At 56.2% G+C, this 22,280-nt stretch carries 18 protein-coding genes and 1 pseudogene; 7 read left to right on the top strand and 12 right to left on the bottom strand.

The window, feature by feature from the left end; genetic code table 11:
* Nucleotides 1–82: 82 nt before the first annotated feature.
* The 6 genes from purB to ACN0VL_RS06320 form a co-directional block, all read right to left on the bottom strand.
* Entirely contained in the window at nucleotides 83–1,450 is a 1,368-nt protein-coding gene (gene purB, locus ACN0VL_RS06345; RefSeq protein ID WP_417615621.1) for an adenylosuccinate lyase, read from the bottom strand.
* A gap of 55 nt (nucleotides 1,451–1,505) precedes the next feature.
* Nucleotides 1,506–2,129: a high frequency lysogenization protein HflD gene (gene hflD, locus ACN0VL_RS06340; protein WP_417615619.1), complete on the bottom strand. Its 624-nt coding sequence runs from the start codon at nucleotides 2,127–2,129 to the stop codon at nucleotides 1,506–1,508.
* Nucleotides 2,126–3,232 carry a tRNA 2-thiouridine(34) synthase MnmA gene (gene mnmA / locus ACN0VL_RS06335; RefSeq protein ID WP_417615617.1) on the bottom strand — a complete coding sequence of 369 codons (1,107 nt, stop codon included), beginning with the start codon at nucleotides 3,230–3,232 and terminating at the stop codon, nucleotides 2,126–2,128. The genes hflD and mnmA overlap by 4 nt, the downstream gene beginning before the upstream one ends.
* Nucleotides 3,233–3,324: 92 nt before the next feature.
* The gene (locus tag ACN0VL_RS06330) at nucleotides 3,325–3,729 is read right to left on the bottom strand and encodes a group II truncated hemoglobin (RefSeq protein WP_417615615.1); all 405 of its coding nucleotides are present in this window, start codon (nucleotides 3,727–3,729) and stop codon (nucleotides 3,325–3,327) included.
* A gap of 20 nt (nucleotides 3,730–3,749) precedes the next feature.
* The gene (locus ACN0VL_RS06325; RefSeq protein WP_417615613.1) at nucleotides 3,750–4,550 is read right to left on the bottom strand and encodes a slipin family protein; all 801 of its coding nucleotides are present in this window, start codon (nucleotides 4,548–4,550) and stop codon (nucleotides 3,750–3,752) included.
* A complete protein-coding gene (locus ACN0VL_RS06320) occupies nucleotides 4,547–5,950 on the bottom strand; it encodes an NfeD family protein (RefSeq protein WP_417615611.1) in 1,404 nt (467 codons plus the stop codon). The genes ACN0VL_RS06325 and ACN0VL_RS06320 overlap by 4 nt, the downstream gene beginning before the upstream one ends.
* A 292-nt stretch (nucleotides 5,951–6,242) precedes the next feature.
* Between ACN0VL_RS06320 and ACN0VL_RS06315 the strand changes: the two genes are divergently transcribed.
* A complete protein-coding gene (locus tag ACN0VL_RS06315; protein WP_417615609.1) occupies nucleotides 6,243–6,707 on the top strand; it encodes a GNAT family N-acetyltransferase in 465 nt (154 codons plus the stop codon).
* Between the two features lie 54 nt (nucleotides 6,708–6,761).
* Here ACN0VL_RS06315 and mgtE read toward each other — a convergent pair whose 3' ends face one another.
* The 3 genes and pseudogenes from mgtE to ACN0VL_RS06300 form a co-directional block, all read right to left on the bottom strand.
* Nucleotides 6,762–8,102, bottom strand: a complete 1,341-nt coding sequence (gene mgtE / locus ACN0VL_RS06310) for a magnesium transporter (RefSeq protein WP_417615607.1) — start codon at nucleotides 8,100–8,102, stop codon at nucleotides 6,762–6,764.
* 394 nt (nucleotides 8,103–8,496) lie between these two features.
* A complete protein-coding gene (locus ACN0VL_RS06305; RefSeq protein ID WP_417615605.1) occupies nucleotides 8,497–8,952 on the bottom strand; it encodes an NUDIX hydrolase in 456 nt (151 codons plus the stop codon).
* Nucleotides 8,953–8,954: 2 nt separating this feature from the next.
* Nucleotides 8,955–9,557: pseudogene (locus ACN0VL_RS06300) on the bottom strand (pseudouridine synthase); the annotation flags it as partial.
* Between the two features lie 224 nt (nucleotides 9,558–9,781).
* On the opposite strand from ACN0VL_RS06300, the gene icd reads away from it, so the two are divergent.
* On the top strand, nucleotides 9,782–11,032 hold the full coding sequence (gene icd, locus ACN0VL_RS06295; protein WP_417615603.1) for an NADP-dependent isocitrate dehydrogenase: 1,251 nt from the start codon (nucleotides 9,782–9,784) through the stop codon (nucleotides 11,030–11,032).
* Nucleotides 11,033–11,363: 331 nt separating this feature from the next.
* Here icd and arcA read toward each other — a convergent pair whose 3' ends face one another.
* On the bottom strand, nucleotides 11,364–12,080 hold the full coding sequence (gene arcA, locus ACN0VL_RS06290; RefSeq protein ID WP_417615601.1) for a two-component system response regulator ArcA: 717 nt from the start codon (nucleotides 12,078–12,080) through the stop codon (nucleotides 11,364–11,366).
* Between the two features lie 571 nt (nucleotides 12,081–12,651).
* Between arcA and ACN0VL_RS06285 the strand changes: the two genes are divergently transcribed.
* Nucleotides 12,652–13,143 (top strand): putative 4-hydroxy-4-methyl-2-oxoglutarate aldolase, encoded by a 492-nt coding sequence (locus ACN0VL_RS06285; RefSeq protein WP_417615600.1) that lies wholly within the window; start codon nucleotides 12,652–12,654, stop codon nucleotides 13,141–13,143.
* Between the two features lie 143 nt (nucleotides 13,144–13,286).
* Here ACN0VL_RS06285 and aceK read toward each other — a convergent pair whose 3' ends face one another.
* Complete coding sequence (aceK, locus tag ACN0VL_RS06280; RefSeq protein WP_417615598.1) at nucleotides 13,287–15,008, bottom strand: bifunctional isocitrate dehydrogenase kinase/phosphatase; 1,722 nt, start codon at nucleotides 15,006–15,008, stop codon at nucleotides 13,287–13,289.
* Nucleotides 15,009–15,572: 564 nt separating this feature from the next.
* On the opposite strand from aceK, the gene ACN0VL_RS06275 reads away from it, so the two are divergent.
* From ACN0VL_RS06275 to thrC, 4 genes are all read left to right on the top strand, one after another.
* Nucleotides 15,573–16,271 (top strand): tRNA/rRNA methyltransferase, encoded by a 699-nt coding sequence (locus ACN0VL_RS06275; protein WP_417615596.1) that lies wholly within the window; start codon nucleotides 15,573–15,575, stop codon nucleotides 16,269–16,271.
* Between the two features lie 242 nt (nucleotides 16,272–16,513).
* Entirely contained in the window at nucleotides 16,514–18,973 is a 2,460-nt protein-coding gene (gene thrA, locus ACN0VL_RS06270) for a bifunctional aspartate kinase/homoserine dehydrogenase I (RefSeq protein ID WP_417615594.1), read from the top strand.
* Nucleotides 18,974–19,930: a homoserine kinase gene (gene thrB, locus ACN0VL_RS06265; RefSeq protein WP_417615592.1), complete on the top strand. Its 957-nt coding sequence runs from the start codon at nucleotides 18,974–18,976 to the stop codon at nucleotides 19,928–19,930.
* Nucleotides 19,927–21,207, top strand: coding sequence for a threonine synthase (gene thrC, locus ACN0VL_RS06260; RefSeq protein WP_417615591.1), 1,281 nt, complete (start codon nucleotides 19,927–19,929; stop codon nucleotides 21,205–21,207). The genes thrB and thrC overlap by 4 nt, the downstream gene beginning before the upstream one ends.
* Before the next feature lie 382 nt (nucleotides 21,208–21,589).
* Here the strand turns inward: thrC and ung are convergent, their stop codons facing one another.
* Complete coding sequence (ung, locus tag ACN0VL_RS06255; protein WP_417615589.1) at nucleotides 21,590–22,258, bottom strand: uracil-DNA glycosylase; 669 nt, start codon at nucleotides 22,256–22,258, stop codon at nucleotides 21,590–21,592.
* Between the last annotated feature and the right edge of the window lie 22 nt (nucleotides 22,259–22,280).

The following is a 22,280-nucleotide window of genomic DNA, read 5'->3' as shown; positions in this document are numbered from 1 at the left end:
CTTCTACAGGGGGCCATCGTTTACCGACGGCCCCATAAAAAAACCGAGCCACTTGGCTCGGTTTTTATCGGCTTTCCGCTGTTTACAGCTCGTCGGTCAGCTTGATGGCGTGGCCTATGTAGTTGGCCGGGGTCAGCTGCTTCAGCTCGTCCTTCGCGGCTTCTGGCAGGTCCAGGCCGTCGATGAAGGTACGCATGCCTTCGGCGTTGACGCGCTTGCCACGGGTCAGCTCTTTCAGCTTCTCGTAAGGCTTTTCAATGCCGTAACGGCGCATCACCGTTTGTACCGGCTCGGCCAGTACTTCCCAGTTCTGATCCAGATCGGCAGCCAGGGCTTCCGGGTTGGCTTCCAGCTTGCTGATGCCCTTCAGGGTCGCCTGGTAGGCAATCAGCGAATAGCCTACGGCAACGCCCAGGTTGCGCAGCACCGTGCTGTCGGTCAGGTCACGCTGCCAGCGAGAAATCGGCAGTTTGGCAGACAGGTGATTGAAAATGGCGTTGGCCAGGCCCAGGTTGCCTTCGGAGTTTTCGAAGTCGATTGGGTTGACCTTGTGCGGCATGGTGCTGGAACCAATTTCGCCGGCCACGGTTTTCTGCTTGAAGTAACCAATGGAGATATAACCCCAGATGTCACGGTCAAAGTCCAGCACTATGGTGTTGAAGCGGGCGATGGCATCGAACAGCTCGGCGATGTAGTCGTGCGGTTCAATCTGGGTGGTGTAGGGGTTGAAGTCCAGGCCAAGGCTGGTAACAAAACGCTCGGCAAAGACTTGCCAGTCTACTTCGGGGTAGGCCGACAGGTGGGCGTTGTAGTTACCCACGGCGCCGTTGATTTTAGCCAGCATTTCGATGGATTTAATCTGTATCAGCTGGCGCTCGAGGCGGTAGGCCACGTTGGCCATTTCTTTACCCAGGGTAGTGGGTGATGCTGGCTGACCATGGGTACGGCTCAGCATGGGCACGTCGCGATACTGGGCGGCCAGACGTTTTACTTCGTCGATCAGCTGCTGGCAGTATGGCACGACGACCTGGTCGCGACCGGCGCTTAACATCAGGGCATGGGCGTTGTTGTTAATGTCTTCACTGGTGCAGGCAAAGTGAATGAATTCGCTCACGGCGGCCAGCTCGGGCAACACTTCTACTTTTTCTTTCAGGAAGTATTCCACCGCTTTCACGTCGTGGTTGGTGGTACGCTCGATATCTTTGATACGCTGGCCGTCGGCTTCGTTAAAGTTGGCGACTATGCCATCCAGCAGGGCATTGGCTTCATCAGACAGGGCCGGAACTTCGGCAATGTCTGCATGAGCGGCCAGGGCCTGCAGCCAGCGGACTTCCACTTCGACACGAAAGCGCAATAAACCGAACTCGGAAAAAATAGCGCGTAACTCTTGGGTTTTTGAGCCATAACGGCCATCAACCGGAGAAATAGCCGTTAATGCTGACAATTCCATGAACAACAACTCCTGAACGTTGGGGGTAATTTTTGTGAAATAACGCTAAACCTGGTTATCCGCGCAGGGCTGACTGGGCCTGGGCTACCAGTCGCTTGCGGGAAAACAGAATGTGTCGGCGCTTGCCGCCAAGCTGGCGCCATAATACGGCGCTGCGAATGCCGGCCAGCAGCAAGGCACGGATCTGGTGCTGCACCGGCGCTTGCTGCAGGTAGGTGGGGTTGCCCGCCACCTGAATGCGCGGCCCTATGGGGCTGACGATGTCGCTGTAAATGCTGGCCAGGTTGGCCAGTACCTGCTCGTCGAGCAACTCGAAATGATGGCGCTGGCGCTTGACCTGATTGATGCGCTCACCCAGCATGGCCATCAGGTCGCGGCGCTTGGCCAGCTTGCCTTCCAGCGTCACTATGCCCACCAGATAGCGGGTCAGCTCGGCATTTTTACGCGCGCTGTCGTTGCTCAGCTGATCGACTATGGTCTGGTAGCCCAGGGCCAACTGGGCATGGCCGCCGTAAATATCGGCCGACTGCTCGGCATCGGTCACCAGAATACTGTTCAAGGTGGCCGTCAAGGTGTCCTTGTCTTCTATGGTGCCCTGGCGAGCGACTTGCTGCACCAGGCTTGCCGCCTGACAAATGCCGGCAAATGCCAGAGTCTGGTTTTCAAGATTGTGGCTCAAAGTGGCTCCTGACTAAAACGGTTTTCGATAATGCCGCCGCCCAGGCACACTTCGCCATCATAAAACACGGCCGACTGGCCCGGGGTGACTGCCGCCTGAGGCGTATCGAAGGTGACTTTAATGGTGTCGTCATCCAGCGGCTCTATCAAGCAGGGCACATCGGTTTGGCGATAGCGGGTTTTAACGGTGCAACGCACCGCCTCGGTAAGGGGCGTGCGGTTGACCCAGTGTAACTGACGGGCAATCAGGCCATTGGAATAAAGCCGGGGGTGATCGCCCTGGGCGACGATTAACACGTTGCGCTCCATATCCTTGTCGACTACGTACCAGGGATCGTCGCTGGTGTTTTTCAAGCCGCCAATACCCAGGCCTTTACGCTGGCCCAGGGTGTGGTACATCAGCCCCTGATGATCGCCAATGACCATGCCGTCCACACTTTCAATCTTGCCGGGTTGTGCCGGCAGGTACTGGGCCAGAAAGTCGGTAAACTTGCGCTCGCCAATAAAGCAGATGCCGGTAGAGTCTTTCTTTTTCGCGGTCACCAGCTCGAGCTGCTCGGCAAGGCGGCGTACTTCGGGCTTTTCCAGCTCGCCCACGGGAAACAGGCTTTTTGCCACCTGCTGCGAGCTTAGGGTATAGAGAAAATAGCTTTGGTCCTTGTTGCCATCCAGGCCGCGCAACATTTTTGGCTGCTCTTCGAAGCTGCGGCGCACATAGTGGCCGGTGGCAATATAGTCGGCGCCCAGATCTTCGGCGGCAAACTCCAGAAAGGCCTTAAACTTGATTTCTTTATTGCACAGAATATCGGGGTTGGGCGTGCGGCCGGCCTTGTATTCGGCCAGAAAATGCTCAAACACATTGTCCCAGTATTCGGCGGCAAAGTTAATGGTATGCAGCTCAATGCCCAACTTGTCGCACACCGCCTGGGCGTCACGCAAGTCTTCGGCAGCGGAACAATACTCGTCGGTGTCGTCTTCTTCCCAGTTTTTCATGAACAGGCCTTCCACCTGATAGCCCTGCTGTTGCAGCAGATAGGCAGAAACCGAAGAATCCACACCGCCGGACATGCCGACAATCACTTTTAACTGACTGTTATCGCTCATTACTCGCCGTCACCTGATTGCAAAACGGCTGGTATTTTACCAGACAAACGCCGCCAGCGGGAGGCTATAGCGGCAAATCATTGGCGTTGTGTTTAATCCCGGGTGCGACAGCGCTCGGCGGGCACACTCAACGCCTTTAGCAGGTAGCTTTTAAACTCGGGCGTATAGTCCTGCTGTTCCAGGGCCTGGGCCATGCAGGCCAGCCAGGCGTCGCGTTCAGCGGTACCTATGGCCAGATGACCGTGGGCACGGGGTATGCTGATGGGGCCGTACTTTTCGCGGTACAAAGACGGGCCGCCCAGCCAGCCGGATAGAAAACGGGCCAGCTTGTCGATGCTCTCATCAAGATCTGCCGGATGCATGGCGCGGATCACGGCGGCATCGGCACGGGTGTTCATGGCGTGGTAAAAATCCCGGGCCAGTTGGCGCAACCCCTCCTGGCCGCCGGCTGCATTATAGGAGCTGTCGCCCTGGCCAAAATCGGGCAATATTTGCATGGTCACTTTCTCTGTTGGGTTCAGGTCATTTCGTCTGGTGACGAGCTGGCCGTGGGTGTTGTGGTATGAGACATGGGTTGCAGCATCTTACCCAATTCCAGCGGCAGCGGAAACACGATGATCTTGCTGTTGTCGTTGGTGATTTCGGTCAGGGTTTGCAGATAACGCAACTGGATGGCTTCCGGTTGCTGGCCCAGCATGCGCGCCGCTTCCAGCAACTGCTTGGAAGCCTCCAGCTCACCGGTGGCGTGAATGACCTTGGCACGACGGGAACGTTCCGCCTCGGCCTGGCGCGCAATGGCACGGATCATCGACTCGTCCAAATCCACGTGTTTGATTTCAACGGCGGTCACCTTGATCCCCCAACCGTCGGTACTCTGATCCAGAATGCGCTGTAAATCCGCATTCAGCGTATCCCGTGCCGACAAAATCTCGTCCAGTTCGTGCTGGCCCAGCACAGACCGCATGGTGGTTTGCGCCAGCTGGCTGGTGGCCTCCAGGTAGTTTTCGATATTGATAATGGCCTTTTGCGGATCCAGGACCCGAAAGTACAACACCGCATTGACCTTAACCGTGACGTTATCCCGGGAAATAATATCCTGGGAGGGCACATCCATGGTGATAATACGCAGATCGACCCGCACCATCTGCTGCACGAAGGGGATCACCAGAATCAGCCCGGGCCCCTTGATCTTGTAAAAGCGCCCCAGCAAAAAAATCACGCCGCGCTGATATTCTCTCAAGATACGAAACGCACTGGTAAACAGCATCACCAGTAATACGACGATCAACAGCTGAAAATAAATAAAGTCGATGATCATGAGCGGGTCTCCTTTGGTGAGGCGCTAAGGGGGGCAACACTCAGGGTGAGGTTGTCTACTGCCAGCACCACGACGGCTTGCCGGGCGGCAATGGGCACCTGGCTACAGGCCAGCCAGCGCTCGCCCTGTACCATCACACTGCCGGTAGGGGCGATGTCGGTCAGCGCAAAGCCCTCGAGGCCAATCATGGCCTGAGAGCCGGACACCGGCTGATTGTGGCGTTGTTTAACGATCAGCCTCACCACCACCACGATGAGGCCGAGTGAGACCAGGGTAAAAGCACCGATAACGGGCCAGGCAATACGAAACGCCTGATCCGGGGTATCGAACAGCAGCACGGAGCCGATAACAAAGGCCACCAGCCCACCCCCCCCCAGAATGCCAAAACTGGGAGCCAGGCCTTCGGCAATCATTAACGCCAGCCCCAATCCGAGCAGGGCCAGCCCTATGGTACTAAAGGGCAGCATTTGCATGCCCAGCATGGCCAGCAGCAGACAAATGGCGCCAATCACGCCCGACACGCCAAAACCCGGGCTGTAAAACTCCAGCAACAAGCCATACATACCCACCAGCATCAGCAGGTAGGTAATGTTGGGGTTGCTGATGATCATGATGAAGCGCTGGCGCCAGTCGGGCTGGCGTAACTCGCCGGTCAACTGGGAGCTGGCAAACACATAGCGGGCATCACCCAGCTGTATTTCCCGACCATCCAGCGCCAGCAGCAAAGCCGATACATCACTGGCCAGCAGCTCAATCACCTTTTGTTCCAGCGCTTCGCTGGCGGTGAGCGTGGCGGCGTCCCGCACCGCCAGCTCGGCCCATTCGGCGTTGCGCCCCCGTAACTGGGCCAGCGAACGAATATAGGCCACCGCATCGTTTAACGTCTTGCGCTCCATGGCGGAGCCTTTCCTGGCGGGCGAGTCCCCGGTGGGGGCATCATCGGTGGCGGTATCATCGGTGGGCGCATCCGGCTTTTTGGGGGTGTCTGTGTCATCGGACTTGTCTGCCCCCGGCAGCGTCGAGCCGCCTATTTGTACCGGTGTGGCGGCACCCAGGTGCGTACCGGGCGCCATGGCCGCCACATGGCTGGCATACATGATGTAGGTACCGGCCGAGGCGGCTCGCGCACCACCCGGGGCAACATAGGTCACCACGGGTATGTTTGACGCCAGCATGGCACTGATAATATCGCGGGTGGCGCTGTACAGGCCGCCGGGGGTATCCAGCATCAGCAGGATAAAGGCGGGTTGCTCGGCTTGTGCCTGTTGCATTTCGCTCACAATAAAGTCGGAGGTGCCCGAGCCTATGGGGCCGCTGATATCCAGCTGCCAGTAACGCTCTTGCGCCAGTGCCGGCAGCCCCAGCAAGAGTAACAGCAATACTATCCCGCGCCACTTCATCCGCTTTGCTCCAGCCAAACCCTGATTTAAGCCTAGCGTACTTGGTGTGGATTGGTTGTTTTTTAAGCTGCTTGGTTAGGTGAAATAACCCAAAACACAAACCTGTTTTGCCACGGAATCCACGGAAAAAACTCTGTGAAGGGTGAAGCGTAAAGAGTGAAGCGAGCACCCCCTTACGCTTCACCCTTTCCCCCTCGCTGTTTAGCCGGGCACTATCATATTGCTCCCGCTTTATAAGCGCCGGCCTTTGCCTTACCATTTGGCGCTTCAATCGGCGGATGGAACAAGGGGCATGATGAAGATAAGGGCGGCGACGAAAGCCGATATGGCGCAGGTTTTTCAGCTGGAGCAAACGGCTTTTGGTGGCCATTGCTATCCGGACTTTCTGTTTCGGCAGCTATTGGAGTTATGGCCCAATTACCTGCTGGTTGCCGAGCAGGAAGCAGGGGGTGAAGATGAGCCAGGCAGCCAGGTGGTGGGCTACATACTGGGCGGCACAGGCGAGGCCAGGCAGCAGGGCTGGGTGTTGTCGCTGGCGGTGGCCGAGCCGGCACGCGGGGCCGGCATAGGCAAAAAGCTGCTGCAGCAGTTAATCGACAGGCTTACCGCAGACGGCTGCCGGCAGATACGATTAACGGTACATCCCGACAATCACGCCGCCGGTCTGTATCAGGCCCTGGGTTTTAACCATGAAACCACAGAGCCGGATTACTTTGGCCCGAATGAACCACGCCATGTTCTGCTGCGCGCAGGTTAAATAAACGGCGTGTTTTTTTGTAGGCGCATATTTATTCGCGCGTTGTGGAGCGACTCATCCCAGGGCCAGAAATCGCGAGGCGATAAACAGGTAAATGAGCACGCCGGAGGCATCGCACACCGAGGTGATCAGGGGGGCGCTGGCGCTGGCGGGGTCAAAGCCCAGCCGGTTCAGTACAAAGGGCAGGCTCATGCCAATGACACAGCCAATCAGCACCACGCACATCATGCTCATGGCCAGTACCAGCGCCACCACTTCATCGCCGCGCATATAGCCAACGGCCGAAATGGCCACGGCCATGGTGCCCCCCAGGCACAAGGCCACCAGGGCTTCGCGCCCGAGCAGGCTGAACCAGTCGCGCATGACCACCTCGCCGGTGGCCAGGGCGCGCACCATCAGGGTGGCCGACTGGGAACCGGCGTTACCGCCGCTGTCGACCAGCAAGGGCAGGAAGAACACCAGCACTATGTTGGCGGCAATCAGCTCTTCAAAGTGGGCTATGCCGGCGCCGGAGAACAGGTTGCCAAACACCAGCAATACCAGCCAGAATACCCGTTTGCGATACAGCAGGCCTATGCTCACGTCTTTCAGGTTACCCACCATGGTGCTCACACCACCGGATTTGTGAAAGTCATCGGTGGCTTCATCGCTGGCGACATCCATGGCGTCATCGTGGGTGACAATGCCCACCAATACGTTGTTTTCATTGATAATGGGTATGGCAATCAAGTCGTAGCGGGCAATCGCCTTGGCCACGTCTTCCTGATCATCGGTTACCCTGCAATGAATGGGCGGGCTCACCATCAGGCTGTGCATCTGTTGCTCCGGGAGCGCCAGAATAAGCGCGCGCAGCGACACCACCCCCAGTAATTTACGCTCTGCATCAATCACGTAGGCGTGATAAATGGTCTCGGCGTCCGGTGCCTCTGCCCGCAGGGCGGCCAGTGCTTCGCTCACGTTCATGCTGGCTTCCAGGGTGGCATAATCCGAAGACATCAGGGCTCCGGCGGTGCCTTCCTCGTAGGCGGCGAGCTTGCGAATATCTTCCCGCTTTGCCTGTGCCAACGCGGGCAGCAAGGCATCTCTTTGTTCCTGATCCAGGCATTTATACAAGTCGGCCCGCTCATCCGACGGCATTTCACTCACCAGTCTGGCCAGGTTGGCCCGCGGAAACTCCCGTGCCAGTTGTACTTGTATATCGGCATCCAGATAAGCATATACAGTGGCCCTGTGCGGCAGCCGTTCCAGAAGCCGCCAGGCCAGGGCAGGCTCTATATGTGACATGATATCGGCAAGATCCACAGGGCGCAGGCCCTTGACCTGAATCAGTGCGGTGTTGAATTGCTGCTGTTCTATGGCGTTGCTCAATATCAACGCAAGCTCGTGGTGGCTCATGGGGTTGCTCCGCGCGATACTCAAAAAATAACAAAACGAACGGTCGGATCTGTCATCAGATGATGCGCCGGCCAGTGTCGAGTATCAGACACCAGCTTTGGCACGGCCGCAGATGCTAGGTGATTGAATTTTTATTAGCAAGTTGGGTAACGGCGGGTAAGTTGTGAAGGGGGAGGGTGAAGGGCGAAGCGCACAAAAGGCCCGGTTTTGTAGGCGCCTATTTATTCGCGCGTTTTTGTAGTAGCTGCTTTAGCTGCTAAATCCTGCGTAGCAGGATCTGATGCACAAGTTAGAAAGAATACGGCGATACATGAGATATCGGTGCCAGGTTGTCGCTGCGCGACATTGCGCAGCTAAAGCAGTGTCTACAAAACAAGAGCGCGATCCTTCACCCTTAACTCTGCTGCTTAAGGGCACTGAGCGGAAAGCGCTGGCCGGCGAGGTAATCGCGAAACGAGGCTAAAATCATCGGGCTGCGCAGTTGGCTGCCCAGGGCTTCAATTTCTTCCAGCGTCAGCCAGTGACAGCGAATGATGTCGTCATCAGGATCTTGCGGCCGGGTCGCCAGCGGCGCTGGCACCTCTGCACAAAAGGTAAAACGCACAAAATGGGTGCCGTTATCCGGGGCTTCAAATTGATAAATGGCTACCGCCTGCTCGAGAGGAATGGCCAGCCCGGTTTCTTCCAGCAGCTCGCGCTGGGCACCGGCCAGCAAGGATTCCCCAGGTTCAAGGTGGCCTGCCGGTTGATTAAACCGGATCTGGCCTTGCTGCCATTCTTCTACCATTAAAAAGCGGTCACCGGCGCGTACAATAATGGCCAGCGTGACGGCAAACGGATGATGACTCATTCTATTTTTCTCCACTGCCCCGAGGGCAGATTATCCAGCGTCCAGTCGCCCACCGCGTAGCGGATCAGGCGCAGGGTCGGAAAGCCAATATGGGCCGTCATGCGCCGTACCTGTCGGTTGCGTCCTTCGATTACCTTGATTTCCAGCCAGCTGGTGGGGATCTGCTGGCGCTCACGAATGGGCGGTGTGCGGGGCCAGACATCTGGCGCCGGCATAATGCGTACCTGGGCGGGCAGGGTGGGGCCGTCTTTCAAGGTCACGCCTTGACGCAGCTGGGCCAAATCGGATTCGGTGGGCACGCCTTCTACCTGTGCCCAGTAGGTTTTGGCGGTTTTACGGCCGGGCTGGGTCAGGCGGGCATTAAGGGCGCCATCATTGGTCAGCACCAGCAAGCCTTCGCTGTCGCGGTCCAGGCGGCCGGCGGCATAGACCCCGGGCTGATTCACAAAGTCCGCCAGCGTTTGACGGCCGTCGCCATCGGTAAACTGGCACAACACCATATAGGGTTTGTTAAACAACAGCGTCACTGCCGGGCCGGAGCTGGGCGCCTTGGCGATGGTTCTGGACCTTGGCTTGAAGCGAGTGGATGGTTTTTTGGCTTTCATGGCAAAAAGGCTTATTAAACAGAGGGTTTACAATAGCAAAAATAGTGGCTGGCGCCTAATGTCACTCAGGCCCTCACCGTGTTCCCGGCAATATCTATTGCCGATTTTATGGCCTATGCTGCTATTAGTCATGCGGCATAACTCATTAAGAGCGTAGCCGGTTTGCTGTTTATGTCGCCCCTTCACTCTTTCCCCCTCACAATTCAGATAAGGAACCGTCGACCATGTCAAAGGTAACCGTGCCCGCCAAAGGACAAAAAATTACACAGGACGTGAGCGGAAAGCTCAAGGTATCCAACGATCCTATCATTCCCTTTATTGAAGGGGACGGCATTGGCGTGGACGTCACGCCGGCCATGCAGACAGTGGTGAATGCGGCGGTGGCCAAGGCCTACGATAACCAGCGCAGCATTAACTGGATGGAAATTTACACCGGCGAAAAAGCCACCCGTCTGTATGGTGAAAACAGCTGGCTGCCGGAAGAAACCCTGGCGTTTATTCGCGAGTACCATGTGGCCATCAAGGGGCCGCTGACCACGCCGGTGGGGGGCGGTATTCGCTCGCTTAACGTGGCACTGCGTCAGCAGCTGGACTTGTATGTGTGTTTGCGCCCGGTGCGTTATTACCAGGGCACGCCCAGCCCGGTCAAACAGCCCGAGCTGACCGATATGGTGATTTTTCGGGAAAACAGCGAAGACATTTACGCGGGCATAGAGTGGCAGGCCGACAGTCCGGAGGCCACCAGGGTCATCGAGTTTTTACAGAGCGAGATGGGCGTACAGAATATTCGCTTCCCGGAACATTGCGGCATTGGCATCAAGCCAACCTCCAAAGCCGGCACCGAGCGACTGGTACGCGCCGCGCTGCAATACGCCATTGATAACGACAGAGACTCACTGACCCTGGTGCACAAGGGCAATATCATGAAGTTCACCGAGGGTGCTTTTAAAGACTGGGGTTACGCCCTGGCCCAAAACGAGTTTGGTGCCCGCTTGATAGACGGCGGCCCCTGGTGTGCCTTCACCAACCCCAACACCGGCAAGGAGATCATCGTCAAAGACGTGATCGCCGATGCCTTTTTGCAGCAGATATTACTGCGCCCCGCCGAATACGACGTGATTGCCTGCATGAACCTGAACGGAGATTACATTTCCGATGCCCTGGCCGCTCAGGTTGGCGGCATTGGCATAGCGCCGGGAGCCAACATTGGCGACAGCGTGGCGTTGTTTGAAGCCACCCACGGCACGGCACCCAAATATGCCGGCCAGGATAAAGTTAACCCCGGTTCACTGATCCTGTCTGCGGAAATGATGCTGCGCCACCTGGGGTGGTTTGAGGCAGCAGACTTGATTGTAAAAGGCATGGAGGCCGCCATAGCCAACAAGACGGTAACCTACGACTTCGAGCGCCAAATGAGCGGAGCCACCCTGCGCAGCTGCTCCGGATTTGCCAACGACATCGTCGAACAGATGTAGCCTTAATGCCGGGGGAATCGTGAGGGGGAAGGGTGAAGGGTGAAGCGAAAGAGCCAACCCGAACTCGCAGGAGTGATGTTTTTGCCGTCATCCTGACGGACGTCAGGATCTCGGTTTTGTAGTCTGCCGCTTCAGCTGGCAGTCCCGCCTCCGCGGGATTTTAAAACCACCCTGCTAACGCAGGGCCGGCAGCTAAAGCGCCGGGCTACAGGGCCCCTCACCCCTCACAGGGGCTTTCCGTGGTAAAAACAGTTTTGGGGCGCCTTTACGCAAAAGGCCCCACGGTCATCTGACTGTGGGGCCTTTTTAGCTAATCGGGAGCTGGGGCGGGTTAGCCTTCCAGATCGCCGCAGAAGCGGTAGCCTTCGCCATGGATGGTGGCGATGATTTCCGGCGTGCCGGGAACCGACTCAAAATGCTTGCGAATACGACGAATGGTCACGTCTACGGTGCGGTCATGGGGCTTGAGCTCGCGGCCGGTCATCTTCTGCAGCAAATCGGCACGGCTCTGGATCTGGCCCGGGTTTTCACAAAAGTGAATCATGGCCCGAAACTCGCTGCGCGGCAATTTGAACATTTCGTTATTGGGGCTGATCAGGGCGCGGCTGTTGATATCCAGGGTCCAGCCATTAAAGCGATAGGCGTCTACCTGCTTTTCTTCCTCTTGCGCATCCGGAGTCTGCATGGTGCGGCTAAGCAGGTTGCGAGCACGAATGGTCAGTTCCCGCGGGTTGAACGGCTTGGTGATGTAGTCGTCCGCGCCAATTTCCAGGCCCAGAATCTTATCCACTTCGTTATCACGACCGGTCAGAAACATCAGTGCCAGATTGTGCTGTTCACGCAGCTCACGGGCCAGCAACAAGCCATTTTTGCCCGGCAGGTTGATGTCCATGATCACCAGGTTGATTTTGTTGTTGGACAGCGCCTTGTACATTTCATCGCCATCTGTGGCTTCCAGTACCGAGTAGCCTTCGGCCTCAAAAATGCCTTTCAGGGTGTTGCGAGTGACTAGCTCGTCTTCAACAATAAGAATGTGTGGAGTCTGCATGTGCCTACCTGTTTGTTAGATGTAAATAGAATTTAGTATCAACAGTTGCCGGAGCGGGGAAGGTATTTGTTGTTACTCTACCGCTTTAATCTGCCGTATTGGCTCCCGCAAAGGGGAGTCTGTATCGGCCCGGTTAGACTGCTTTTTTTGAGCCGTTTTTATTTGCATCCCATGCAGCTACTGCTTTGTGCCCAAAATTTGTACAGTCGGGACAAACAGAAATCCATTACCTAAAGTTGCGGTATTTTAACAGTTAACAGGAGCATAACAATAGTATTCACTTGATAATGTTAAATAGTTTTAGGGGCTCCCTGGCTCAAAATCGAGGAGGTACCAGCATTTCAAGCCTCAGTTATAACCAATTGTGCATAAAAATCTTAAAAACGCCAGTTGTAAGCTATAAATGAGCGGACAGCAAGCGGCGCGCTTTTCTGTAGGCGCATATTTGCCATAATTAGAGTTAAGGACGCTTTAAGAGTAGTGTGGATCATTACAGGTTTTGCTTGCCGCAGACTCGGTAAGCTGAGTGACGGTTGATAGAAGCTGTTTTTGACCATTACAGGAGGTTACAGTGTTGGATTTATTACCCGATTTATGTGACGAACATGGCGACAAGGTCGAAATACTCGCGCCTTTGTTCACCGATTATGGTGCTGCGCACACCTTTTGGGGTCAGGTGGTGACGGTTCGTTGCAAGGAAGACAACTCGCGAGTGCGAGAGATGGTCGCCACCCCGGGCACCGGCAAGGTACTGGTGGTTGATGGCGAGGGCTCGCTGCGCCGGGCGCTGATGGGCGATCAGCTGGTGAAACTGGCCATCGAAAATGGCTGGGCCGGCGTCGTCATTAATGGTGCTATCCGCGATGCGGCGGCAATTGGCGAGATGGGCCTGGGCGTCAAGGCCCTGGCAGTCTGCCCGATGAAAACCGAAAAGCACGGGCTGGGCGAGGTGGATGTTCCGGTCACCTTTGCCGGCGTTACCATTGAGCCCGGCGATTATCTGTATGCCGATATCAACGGCATCCTGATTGCCCGAGAGCCCCTGAGCCACCACTCCTTTTAACGGAAGCGCCGAGCTACAGGGAGGCGGTGTTTTCTGTAGGCGCATACTTGTTCGCGCGGTTTTGGATGTCTGATGATTGAACATCCAGCTACGCTGGCCGCCGAACAAGTGGGCGGGCTACAAGCGACGATGGAGCTATGTCGCTAATAAAGATATTGAAAGCGGCGTTTGCGGCGATAGGGGAACACATCGCCAAACTGGCCGTCGGTGATGTTTTGCTGCAACTCTCGCCAATAAGAGGCGGTGAACAGGTTGTTGTGTTGTGGGTTGAAGGCATGGCGAATACGCGGGCTGCTCAGTAAAAAGGTAGCAAACTCTTCCGGAAAAATATCGTTGGGCGCCACAGAATACCAGGGCTCGGCACTCATCTCGTCTTCGGGATAACGGGCCTTGGGAATGTCCCGAAAATGACATTCGGTCATGTAACTGATTTCATCATAATCATAAAAAATCACCCTGTTGTGTCGCGTCACCCCAAAGTTTTTAAACAGCATATCGCCAGGGAAAATGTTGGCCGTGGCCAGCTGTTTGATGGAGTTGGCATATTCGTCCAGCACATCGGTGAGCTGCTGTTCCGACGCCTGATCCAGATAGATATTAAGCGGCGTCATGCGTCGCTCGGTATAAAGGTGATGGATGATCAGGGTGTCGTTGGTGATGGTGAGCTGAGACGCCGCAACCTGCTGCAATTCGGCCAGCAGTTCGGGGCTGATGCGATGGAGTGGCAACTCGAAGTTGGTAAACTCCATGGTGTCGGCCATGCGGCCCACCCGATCGTGCTGCTTCACCAGCCGGTACTTGGCTCGCACCTGCTCGTGGCTGATGATTTTGGGCGGGGTAAACTTGTCTTTAATGACCTTGAAGACCACGTCGAAAGAGGGCAGGGTGAATACGCACATCACCATTCCCTTGATGCCGGGGGCGGTCACAAACTGTTCTCGCGATTGATGCAGCTGTTGTAAAAAACGCCGATAGAACTCGCTCTTGCCATGTTTTTGGCAACCAATGGCGCTGTAAATTTCATAATCTGCCTTGTTGGGCAGCAGGGGGCGTAAAAACTGCACCAGCAGGGCGGGCTCGGGGCACCACACCATGAAATAGGCGCGGGCAAAGCTGAACAAAATGGACGCGTCGTCATAAGACAAAATCAGGGTATCAAGATAAAGGCCACCCTGATCATCATGCAATATGGGCAGAATAAAGGGCAGCGTCAGCTTGCCGTATTCGATTTTAGCGACCAGGTAAGCACCCTTGTTGCGAAAAAACAGCGAGCTGATCACACTGAGCCTGAAGCTTTCTTGGGCAAGCTCGGTCGGGGCAAAGTCCTGCATGTAGCGGCGCACATACGCCAGGTCCCGGGTCAGATCGCTGAACGGCACCGTTAGTCGTAATCCAGCCAGCGCCTGCTTGAGCGTATCGGCCAGGTTATCGAGGCGGGTGTGGTACTGCTGCCAGTAAACGGTTTTGTCCGCGGATGGCGCCCGTTGAATAAAACCGTGCACATACAAGTTGTTGTCTTGAATATTCTGGTGATGAAACGAGCGACGATAAATCGAGTTGTAAAAGGATTCGGCAATTTCGGGGTTGGGGTGCTTGATCAAAAGGTCGTTAAAGGCCTGCTTGATGGCCTTTAATTCCAGTGCACTAAAAGGCGCGCCTCCTCTGCGATCGCGAATGGTATGCAGCGTCTTTTTAACGTGTTGATCATACAAACGAATACGCTGACTGGCCGCCTGTTGCACCGCCAACCAATCCTGTTGCTCAAACCGCGCCTGAGCCCCTCCGGTCACATCAAGAAAATGGAGATACAGATCATCAAACCGCTCCATGATCACCCGAGCCACATCCATGCCGTAGCTGTCCATCAGCCTTCTCCCTAAAGCGTAACACCCCATCCACCTTGAAACGTTAGCGTAATTAACCAGGCGAGTCGCTGTTGGTGGTCGCATTATTGTGTGAAGGGTTGGTTATTGTAGGCGCTGCTTTAGCTGCGCAATGTCGCGCAGCGACATCCTGGCACCGATATCTCCTGTATCGCCGTATTCTTTCTAACCAGAACATCAGATCCTGCTGCGCAGGATTTAGCAGCTAAAGCAGCTACTACAAAAACCGCGCGAATAAATATGCGCCTACAGATGTTAAAACCCTCCTGCTAACGCAGAACCGGCAGCTAAAGCGCCGGACTACAAAGTGCGGTGTTTTCTGTAGTCTGCCGCTTTAGCTGGCAGTCCCGTCTCAGCGGGATTTAAAAAAAACCTCCTGCTAACGCAGGACCGGCAGCTGAAGCGCCGGGCTACAGGGCCCCTCACGCTTCACCCTTCACAGGGTCTTTTCCGTGGCAAGAACAGGTTTTGGTATTTGGTTGTCGTTCCCCCGGGGGATTTGTGGGAGAATATGCGCCGTTTTGTTGGGTGTTTGTGAGATGGGCTATGCAGCTGTATTTTGTACTTAAATCGCCGGCTCGGGCGGAAAACGTGGGGGCTGCGGCGCGGGCGATGAAAACCATGGGCTTTGGTCACATGCGCTTGGTTAACAGCCGGGTGCACGAGCAGGACAAGGCCCATTGGGTTGCGCATGGCGCCCAGGAAATACTGGATCAGGCAGAATATTTCGACGAACTCGCCCCCGCCCTGGCCGACATGGACCTGGTGATTGCCACCACGGCGCGGCAGCGGGGGCGCTACCGGTACTACCTGACTCCCAAGCAGGCCATCGCCCAGGTCAACAATAAAAGCACTCAAAAAGTCGCGCTGTTATTTGGCTGTGAAGAGTCCGGCTTAAGTAACGACGACCTCGCCCTGGCCGATATTATCAGCTACTTACCGCTTAAAGTGAGTTATCCCTCACTGAATCTGGGCCAGGCCATCATGCTTTATGCCTACGAATTCAGCCAGGGCCTGGATGACGAAACCGTAGAAAAAACCAGCGTTCAAACCGAAAATGCTCAATTAAGGCTGCTGCAACAGAAAACAGAGCAATTGTTTGATAAGGTCGGTGTTTCGCAGCAGGAAAAACTGGCTGAATGGGTATCCGACCGATTGCCTATGCTGGAACAGCGGGATCTCAACCTGCTGCATCTGCTTTATAAAGATCTGGAACGCGCCTTGTCGGACAAGGGCGGCGGTTGACAAGCATGCGTGCCCGGGTTATTGCTATGCCATTCGTTGTTAGAGGTTGTTCATCATGTTGCCGAGTGCAAGCCGCATCACCACCATTATTATTACCGGCACCACCATGGGTGGCACTGGGGCGGGCTGATGCGCTAACAACACACCGATTAGAATTCTAAAGCCCGCGTCTCTAACCGATGCGGGCTTTTTTGTTTTAACTTTTTTGTTTTATTTTTTTCGTCTAGTACAGGGAGTTATGAATGCGTGTCTTGAAATTTGGCGGCACCTCTTTGGCCAACAGCGAGCGATTTACCAACGTCGCCGACATAGTGGTCAATAATCAGCAGCAGTCTCAGGTGGCGCTGGTGCTGTCAGCCCCCGCCAAGGTCACCAATCATTTGGTGGCGGTTGTCGAGCAGACCATTCGTGGCCTGGATCCTGCCCCGGTACTGCAAGAAATCGAACAGGTTTTTCATGGCATTATCGATGGCCTGAAACCCCAATTCCCCCAGCTAGACGACCAGGGCCTGAAGGCGCGGGTAGAGCGCGAACTCAGCCAGCTGGCGCGTTTATTACAGGGCGTGAGCCTGTTGCAGCAATGCCCGGACAACACCCAGGCGCACATATTAAGCCGCGGCGAAGCCCTGTCTATCGCCACCATGGCCGAACTGCTGAAAGCCCGGGGCGAGCAGGTAGAAGTGATCACCCCGCAAGCCATGTTGCTGGGCGAGGGCAGTTACCTGGAAGCCACGGTCAACATCGAAGTCTCGCGTCAGCGTTTTGCCGAAGCGGGCCTGCGCAGCGATTGCATTTACCTGATGCCCGGCTTTACCGCCGGCAACGAACAGGGCGAAACCGTTATTCTGGGCCGTAATGGCTCCGATTATTCCGCCGCCGTGCTGGCCGCCTGTGTGGGTGCCGAGTGCTGCGAAATCTGGACCGACGTAGACGGCGTGTACAACTGCGACCCGCGCCTGGTGCCCGATGCCAAGTTGCTCAAGCAACTGTCTTATAAAGAAGCCATGGAGCTGTCTTACTTTGGCGCCAAGGTCATGCATCCCAAAACCATAGCGCCCATCGCCCAGTTTCATATTCCGTGCCTGATCAAAAACACCGGCAACCCCCAGGGCGAAGGCTCGCTCATCGGTCCCGAATGCAGTGACGACGACCAGCAGGTAAAGGGCATTTCCGATCTGACCGGCATGACCATGATCAATATCTCGGGCCCGGGCATGAAAGGCATGGTCGGCATGGCAGGGCGCCTGTTCTCTTGCGTGTCCCGCGCCGGCGTCAGCATAGTGCTGATCACCCAGAGCTCGTCGGAATACAGCGTCAGTTTCTGTATTCACAACTTTGACCAGCAGAAAGCCCAGCAGGCCATCAAGAACGAATTTGCGCTGGAATTCAAAAACAACCTGCTGGAGCCGCTGGATATCATAGAAGATCTGGCCATTATCTCTTTGGTGGGCGATCGCATGCGCACCGTGAAAGGGGTGTCGGCCCGCTTCTTCAATGCCCTGGCCGAAGCCTCCATCAACATAGTGGCCATTGCCCAAGGCTCGAGCGAGCGCTCTATTTCCGCGGTGATCCACAAAACCAAAACCACAGAGGCGATCAAGGCCTGTCACCAGAACTTCTTCTCCAGCCGTCGTTTTATCGATGTATTCCTGGTGGGCTGTGGTGGCGTGGGCGCGGCGCTGTTGGAGCAAATTCGTCGCCAGCAACCGGTGCTGGATACCCAGGACATTGGTATTCGCGTGGTCGGCATCGCCAACTCCCGCCAAATGACCCTGAACCGCGACGGTATCAACCTGGCCGAGTGGCAAGACAAGCTGGCGCAGGCCACCGACACCTTCAACCTGCCTCGCCTGCAGCGCATGGTAGAAGACAGCCACCTGATCAACCCTGTGCTGGTGGACTGTACCTCAAGCGACGGTGTGGCCGAACAATACGCCGACTTTTTGGCCGCCGGTTTCCACGTGGTTACGCCCAACAAAAAAGCCAACACCGCCAGCCTGGATTATTATCGCCAGCTGCGCCGTGCCGCCCAGCGCACCCACCGCAAGTTTTTGTATGAAACCACGGTAGGGGCGGGCCTGCCGGTTATCGAAAACCTGCAGAACCTGCTGCGTGCCGGTGATCAGCTCAAGGCCTTTGGCGGTATCTTGTCCGGCTCCATGTCGTACATCTTCGGCAAGCTGGACGAAGGCATGAGCTTTGCCGATGCCACCCGCGTCGCCCGGGAAAGCGGCTTTACCGAGCCGGATCCGCGTGACGATCTGAGCGGCATGGACGTGGCACGCAAGCTGCTGATCCTGGCGCGGGAAGCCGGCATGCAGCTGGACCTGGACGACATCGAAGTCGAGCAGGCACTGCCACCGGAGTTTGACGACAGCGGCGACATCGACACCTTTATGGCCCGCCTGCCGGAAGCCAACGGCTATTTTGAAACCCGGGTATCCCAGGCCGCCGCCGAAGGTAAAGTACTGCGTTATGTGGGTGAGATCGAAAATGGACACTGCAAGGTTGCCATTAAAGCCGTAGACGGCGATGATCCGCTGTTCAAGGTGAAAGACGGCGAAAACGCACTGGCCTTCTACACCCAGTACTATCAGCCTATTCCGCTGGTGCTGCGGGGTTACGGTGCCGGTGCCGATGTAACGGCCGCCGGTGTGTTCGCCGACCTATTGCGCACCCATAACTGGAAGCAGGAGATTTAAATGAGTGTAGTAGCGTTTGCCCCCGCCTCTACCGCCAACGTGAGCGTCGGCTTCGATGTGTTAGGGGCCGCCGTGGCCCCGGTAGACGGCACCATGCTGGGTGACCGGGTGCTGGTCGCCGACACCTCGGGCGAGTTTAACCTCACCACAGTCGGTGCCTTTGCCCACAAGCTGCCAGACGACTTTAAACAGAACATTGTTTACGACTGCTATCTGGCCTACCAGAAGGCCCTGGCGCAAAAAGACATCAGCCCCAGGCCGCTGGTGATGACGCTGGAAAAAAACATGCCGGTGGGCTCGGGCCTGGGCTCCAGCGCCACCAGCATAGTGGCGGCCTTTGTGGCGCTGAACGCCTTTTACGATAACGCCCTCAGCGAGCACGAGTTGATGCTGCTGATGGGCGAGTTGGAAGGGCAAATCTCCGGCTCCTTGCATTACGACAACGTAGCCCCCTGCCATTTTGGGGGCATGCAACTGGTGCTGGACGAAGCGGGCGTGGTCAGCCAGACCTTGCCCAGCTTCGACGACTGGTACTGGGTGCTGTGCTACCCGGGCATTAATGTGTCCACCTCGGCGGCGCGCAGCATTTTGCCGGCGCAATACCGCCGGCAAGACTGCCTGACCTACGGCCGTCGCCTGGGTGGGTTCGTGCATGCCTGCCACACCGGCCAAGAGCCGCTGGCCGCCGCCATGCTGAAAGACGTGATTGCCGAACCCTATCGCGCGCAGTTGATCCCGGGCTTTAACGAGGTGCGAGAGCAGGCCGCCGCCATGGGCGCACTGGCCACCGGCATCTCCGGCAGTGGCCCCACCGTATTTTGTGTGCTGAAAGACGTAACCCAGGCCGAAAAGCTTAAAGACTGGCTGGCAGAACACTTTATTCAAAATCAGGATGGCTTTTGCCATATTTGCAAAATCGATACCCAAGGTGCTCGAGTAACAGGAACTGAACTATGAAGCTGTATAACATTAAGGACAATGCGGAAACCATCGATTTTGCCGGTGCCGTCAAGCAGGGGCTGGGCCGTGGTCAGGGCTTGTTCTTCCCGGAAAATCTGACCCCCATGGCCAACATAGAGGCGCTACTCGAGCTGCCATTGGTGCCACGCTCGGTGGCGGTATTACAGCACCTGATTGGTGATGAAATTCCCGAAGCCACCCTAACCGCCATGGTCGAGCACGCCTTTACCTTTCCCGCACCGCTGGTCAAGGTGGACGAGCACACCTATGCGCTCGAGCTGTTCCACGGTCCTACCCTGGCGTTTAAAGACTTTGGCGGCCGCTTCATGGCCCAGTGCCTGGCAACCTTGAGCGCCGATGGCAAGAAGATCACCATACTGACCGCTACCTCGGGTGACACCGGTGCCGCCGTGGCCCACGCCTTTTACGGCCTGCCCAACATAGAAGTGGTGATTCTGTACCCCGAGGGCAAAATCAGCCCGCTGCAAGAAAAATTGTTTACCACCCTGGGCGGCAACATCAGCACCTATGCGGTACAAGGCGACTTTGACGATTGCCAGGCACTGGTCAAACAGGCCTTCGATGACGAAGAGCTGAAAGCGGCGGTGGGCCTTAACTCGGCCAACTCCATCAACATCAGCCGTTTGGTAGCCCAGGTGTGCTATTACTTTGAAGCCGTCGCCCAACTGCCGGCCGAACAGCGCCACAAGGCGGTGATTGCCGTGCCATCGGGCAACTTCGGCAACCTGACCGCCGGCCTGATTGCCAAGGCACTGGGCCTGCCGGTGAAACGCTTCATGGCCGCCACCAACGCCAACGACACCGTGCCCCGTTACCTGGAAAGCGGCACCTGGGATCCGAAAAACACGGTAGCGACCATTTCCAACGCCATGGACGTCAGCCGCCCCAACAACTGGCCACGGGTAGAAGAGCTGTGCCGCGTTAAAGGCTGGAACCTGGCCGACATCGCCTCCGGTGCACTGGACGACGAGCAAACCAAAGACGCACTGCAACGCTTGTTTGCCCAGGGCTACCTGTGCGAGCCCCACGGCGCAATAGGGTGGGACCTGCTCAACAAAGAACGCGGCAAAGACGAAGTAGGCATCTTCCTGTGCACCGCCCACCCGGCCAAGTTCAAAGAAAACGTAGACGAAATCCTGGGGCAGGACCTACCACTGCCCGGCCCACTGGCCAAGCACATGGCCATGGAACCCCTCAACGGCACCATCCCCGCCGACTTCGCCGCACTAAAAGCGAAAATGATGGGTAAATAAGCGCCCAGCACCAAGCGCCCGGCGCCCAGCAAAACCAAAACACCGAGCCACAGCTCGGTGTTTTGGTATGTACCCCCACCATTATCAACATCCTGCGCGTCCTTTGTAGCCCGCCCACTTGTTCGGCGGACCCTGTGCAACAGGGTAGGCAGACAACACCCAATCGCGCGAACAAGTATGCGCCTACAAGACACACCATCATCAACATCCTGCGTGTCCTTTGTAGCCCGCCCACTTGTTTGGCGGACCAGCGCAGCTGGTATAACCAACAACACCCAATCGCGCGAACAAGTATGCGCCTACAAGACACACCATCACCCATTGTGCGAATTAATATGCGCCTACAAACACATCACCAAATCGGCCTTTATTTCGCTCGGCGCTATATTACGCGCGTCCAATCGATGGGTGCTTTACCCTGTTGTTCTAACAACTGGTTGGTTTGTGAGAAATGCTGGCAGCCGAAGAAACCGCGATAGGCGGATAAGGGGCTGGGATGAGCGGAGGTAAGTATGTGGTGGCGATTGGAGTCTATGGCCGCGCCTTTTTTCTGTGCATGGCTGCCCCACAATAAAAACACCACACCATGGCAGTGCTCGTTCACGGTTTGAATCACTTTATCGGTAAAGGTTTCCCATCCCAGTTTAGCGTGGGAATGCGCCTTGCCGGCTTCTACCGTGAGTACGGTATTGATCATCAATACGCCTTGCTCGGCCCATCCGGTTAAACAACCGTGATCTGGCGTAACAAAGCCTGCTATGTCGCTTGCCAGCTCTTTGTACATGTTACGCAACGAGGGCGGTACCTTTACGCCTGTCTGTACCGAAAAGCACAAGCCGTGAGCCTGATTGGGCCCGTGATAAGGATCTTGCCCCAGTATGACCACTTTTACCCGGTTGAGCGGGGTGTATTCAAAGGCGTTAAACACATCTTGCGCGGGGGGATAAATCACCTTGCCCGCAGCGCGCTCTTGTTCAACAAAGTCCAGGGTTTGCTGAAGGTAAGGCTGCTGCTTTTCTTGTTCTATCAGTTGCTTCCAGGTTAACGTCATTTTATTCCAGTGTTGAATGTTG

The sequence above is a fragment of the Oceanisphaera sp. genome (assembly GCF_048268965.1).
Lineage (GTDB): Bacteria > Pseudomonadota > Gammaproteobacteria > Enterobacterales > Aeromonadaceae > Oceanimonas.
Note: the sequence above shows the minus strand (reverse complement) of the source record. Positions and strands in the feature narration are given on the sequence as shown.

Bases quoted from the DNA above. Each gene is read 5' to 3' on its own strand.
- purB (WP_417615621.1), bottom strand. From the start codon at position 1,450: ATGGAATTGTCAGCATTAACGGCTATTTCTCCGGTTGATGGCCGTTAT.
- mnmA (WP_417615617.1), bottom strand. From the start codon at position 3,232: ATGAGCGATAACAGTCAGTTAAAAGTGATTGTCGGCATGTCCGGCGGT.
- ACN0VL_RS06330 (WP_417615615.1), bottom strand. From the start codon at position 3,729: ATGCAAATATTGCCCGATTTTGGCCAGGGCGACAGCTCCTATAATGCA.
- ACN0VL_RS06325 (WP_417615613.1), bottom strand. From the start codon at position 4,550: ATGATCATCGACTTTATTTATTTTCAGCTGTTGATCGTCGTATTACTG.
- ACN0VL_RS06320 (WP_417615611.1), bottom strand. From the start codon at position 5,950: ATGAAGTGGCGCGGGATAGTATTGCTGTTACTCTTGCTGGGGCTGCCG.
- ACN0VL_RS06315 (WP_417615609.1), top strand. From the start codon at position 6,243: ATGATGAAGATAAGGGCGGCGACGAAAGCCGATATGGCGCAGGTTTTT.
- mgtE (WP_417615607.1), bottom strand. From the start codon at position 8,102: ATGAGCCACCACGAGCTTGCGTTGATATTGAGCAACGCCATAGAACAG.
- ACN0VL_RS06305 (WP_417615605.1), bottom strand. From the start codon at position 8,952: ATGAGTCATCATCCGTTTGCCGTCACGCTGGCCATTATTGTACGCGCC.
- icd (WP_417615603.1), top strand. From the start codon at position 9,782: ATGTCAAAGGTAACCGTGCCCGCCAAAGGACAAAAAATTACACAGGAC.
- arcA (WP_417615601.1), bottom strand. From the start codon at position 12,080: ATGCAGACTCCACACATTCTTATTGTTGAAGACGAGCTAGTCACTCGC.
- aceK (WP_417615598.1), bottom strand. From the start codon at position 15,008: ATGGACAGCTACGGCATGGATGTGGCTCGGGTGATCATGGAGCGGTTT.
- ACN0VL_RS06275 (WP_417615596.1), top strand. From the start codon at position 15,573: ATGCAGCTGTATTTTGTACTTAAATCGCCGGCTCGGGCGGAAAACGTG.
- thrA (WP_417615594.1), top strand. From the start codon at position 16,514: ATGCGTGTCTTGAAATTTGGCGGCACCTCTTTGGCCAACAGCGAGCGA.
- thrB (WP_417615592.1), top strand. From the start codon at position 18,974: ATGAGTGTAGTAGCGTTTGCCCCCGCCTCTACCGCCAACGTGAGCGTC.
- thrC (WP_417615591.1), top strand. From the start codon at position 19,927: ATGAAGCTGTATAACATTAAGGACAATGCGGAAACCATCGATTTTGCC.
- ung (WP_417615589.1), bottom strand. From the start codon at position 22,258: ATGACGTTAACCTGGAAGCAACTGATAGAACAAGAAAAGCAGCAGCCT.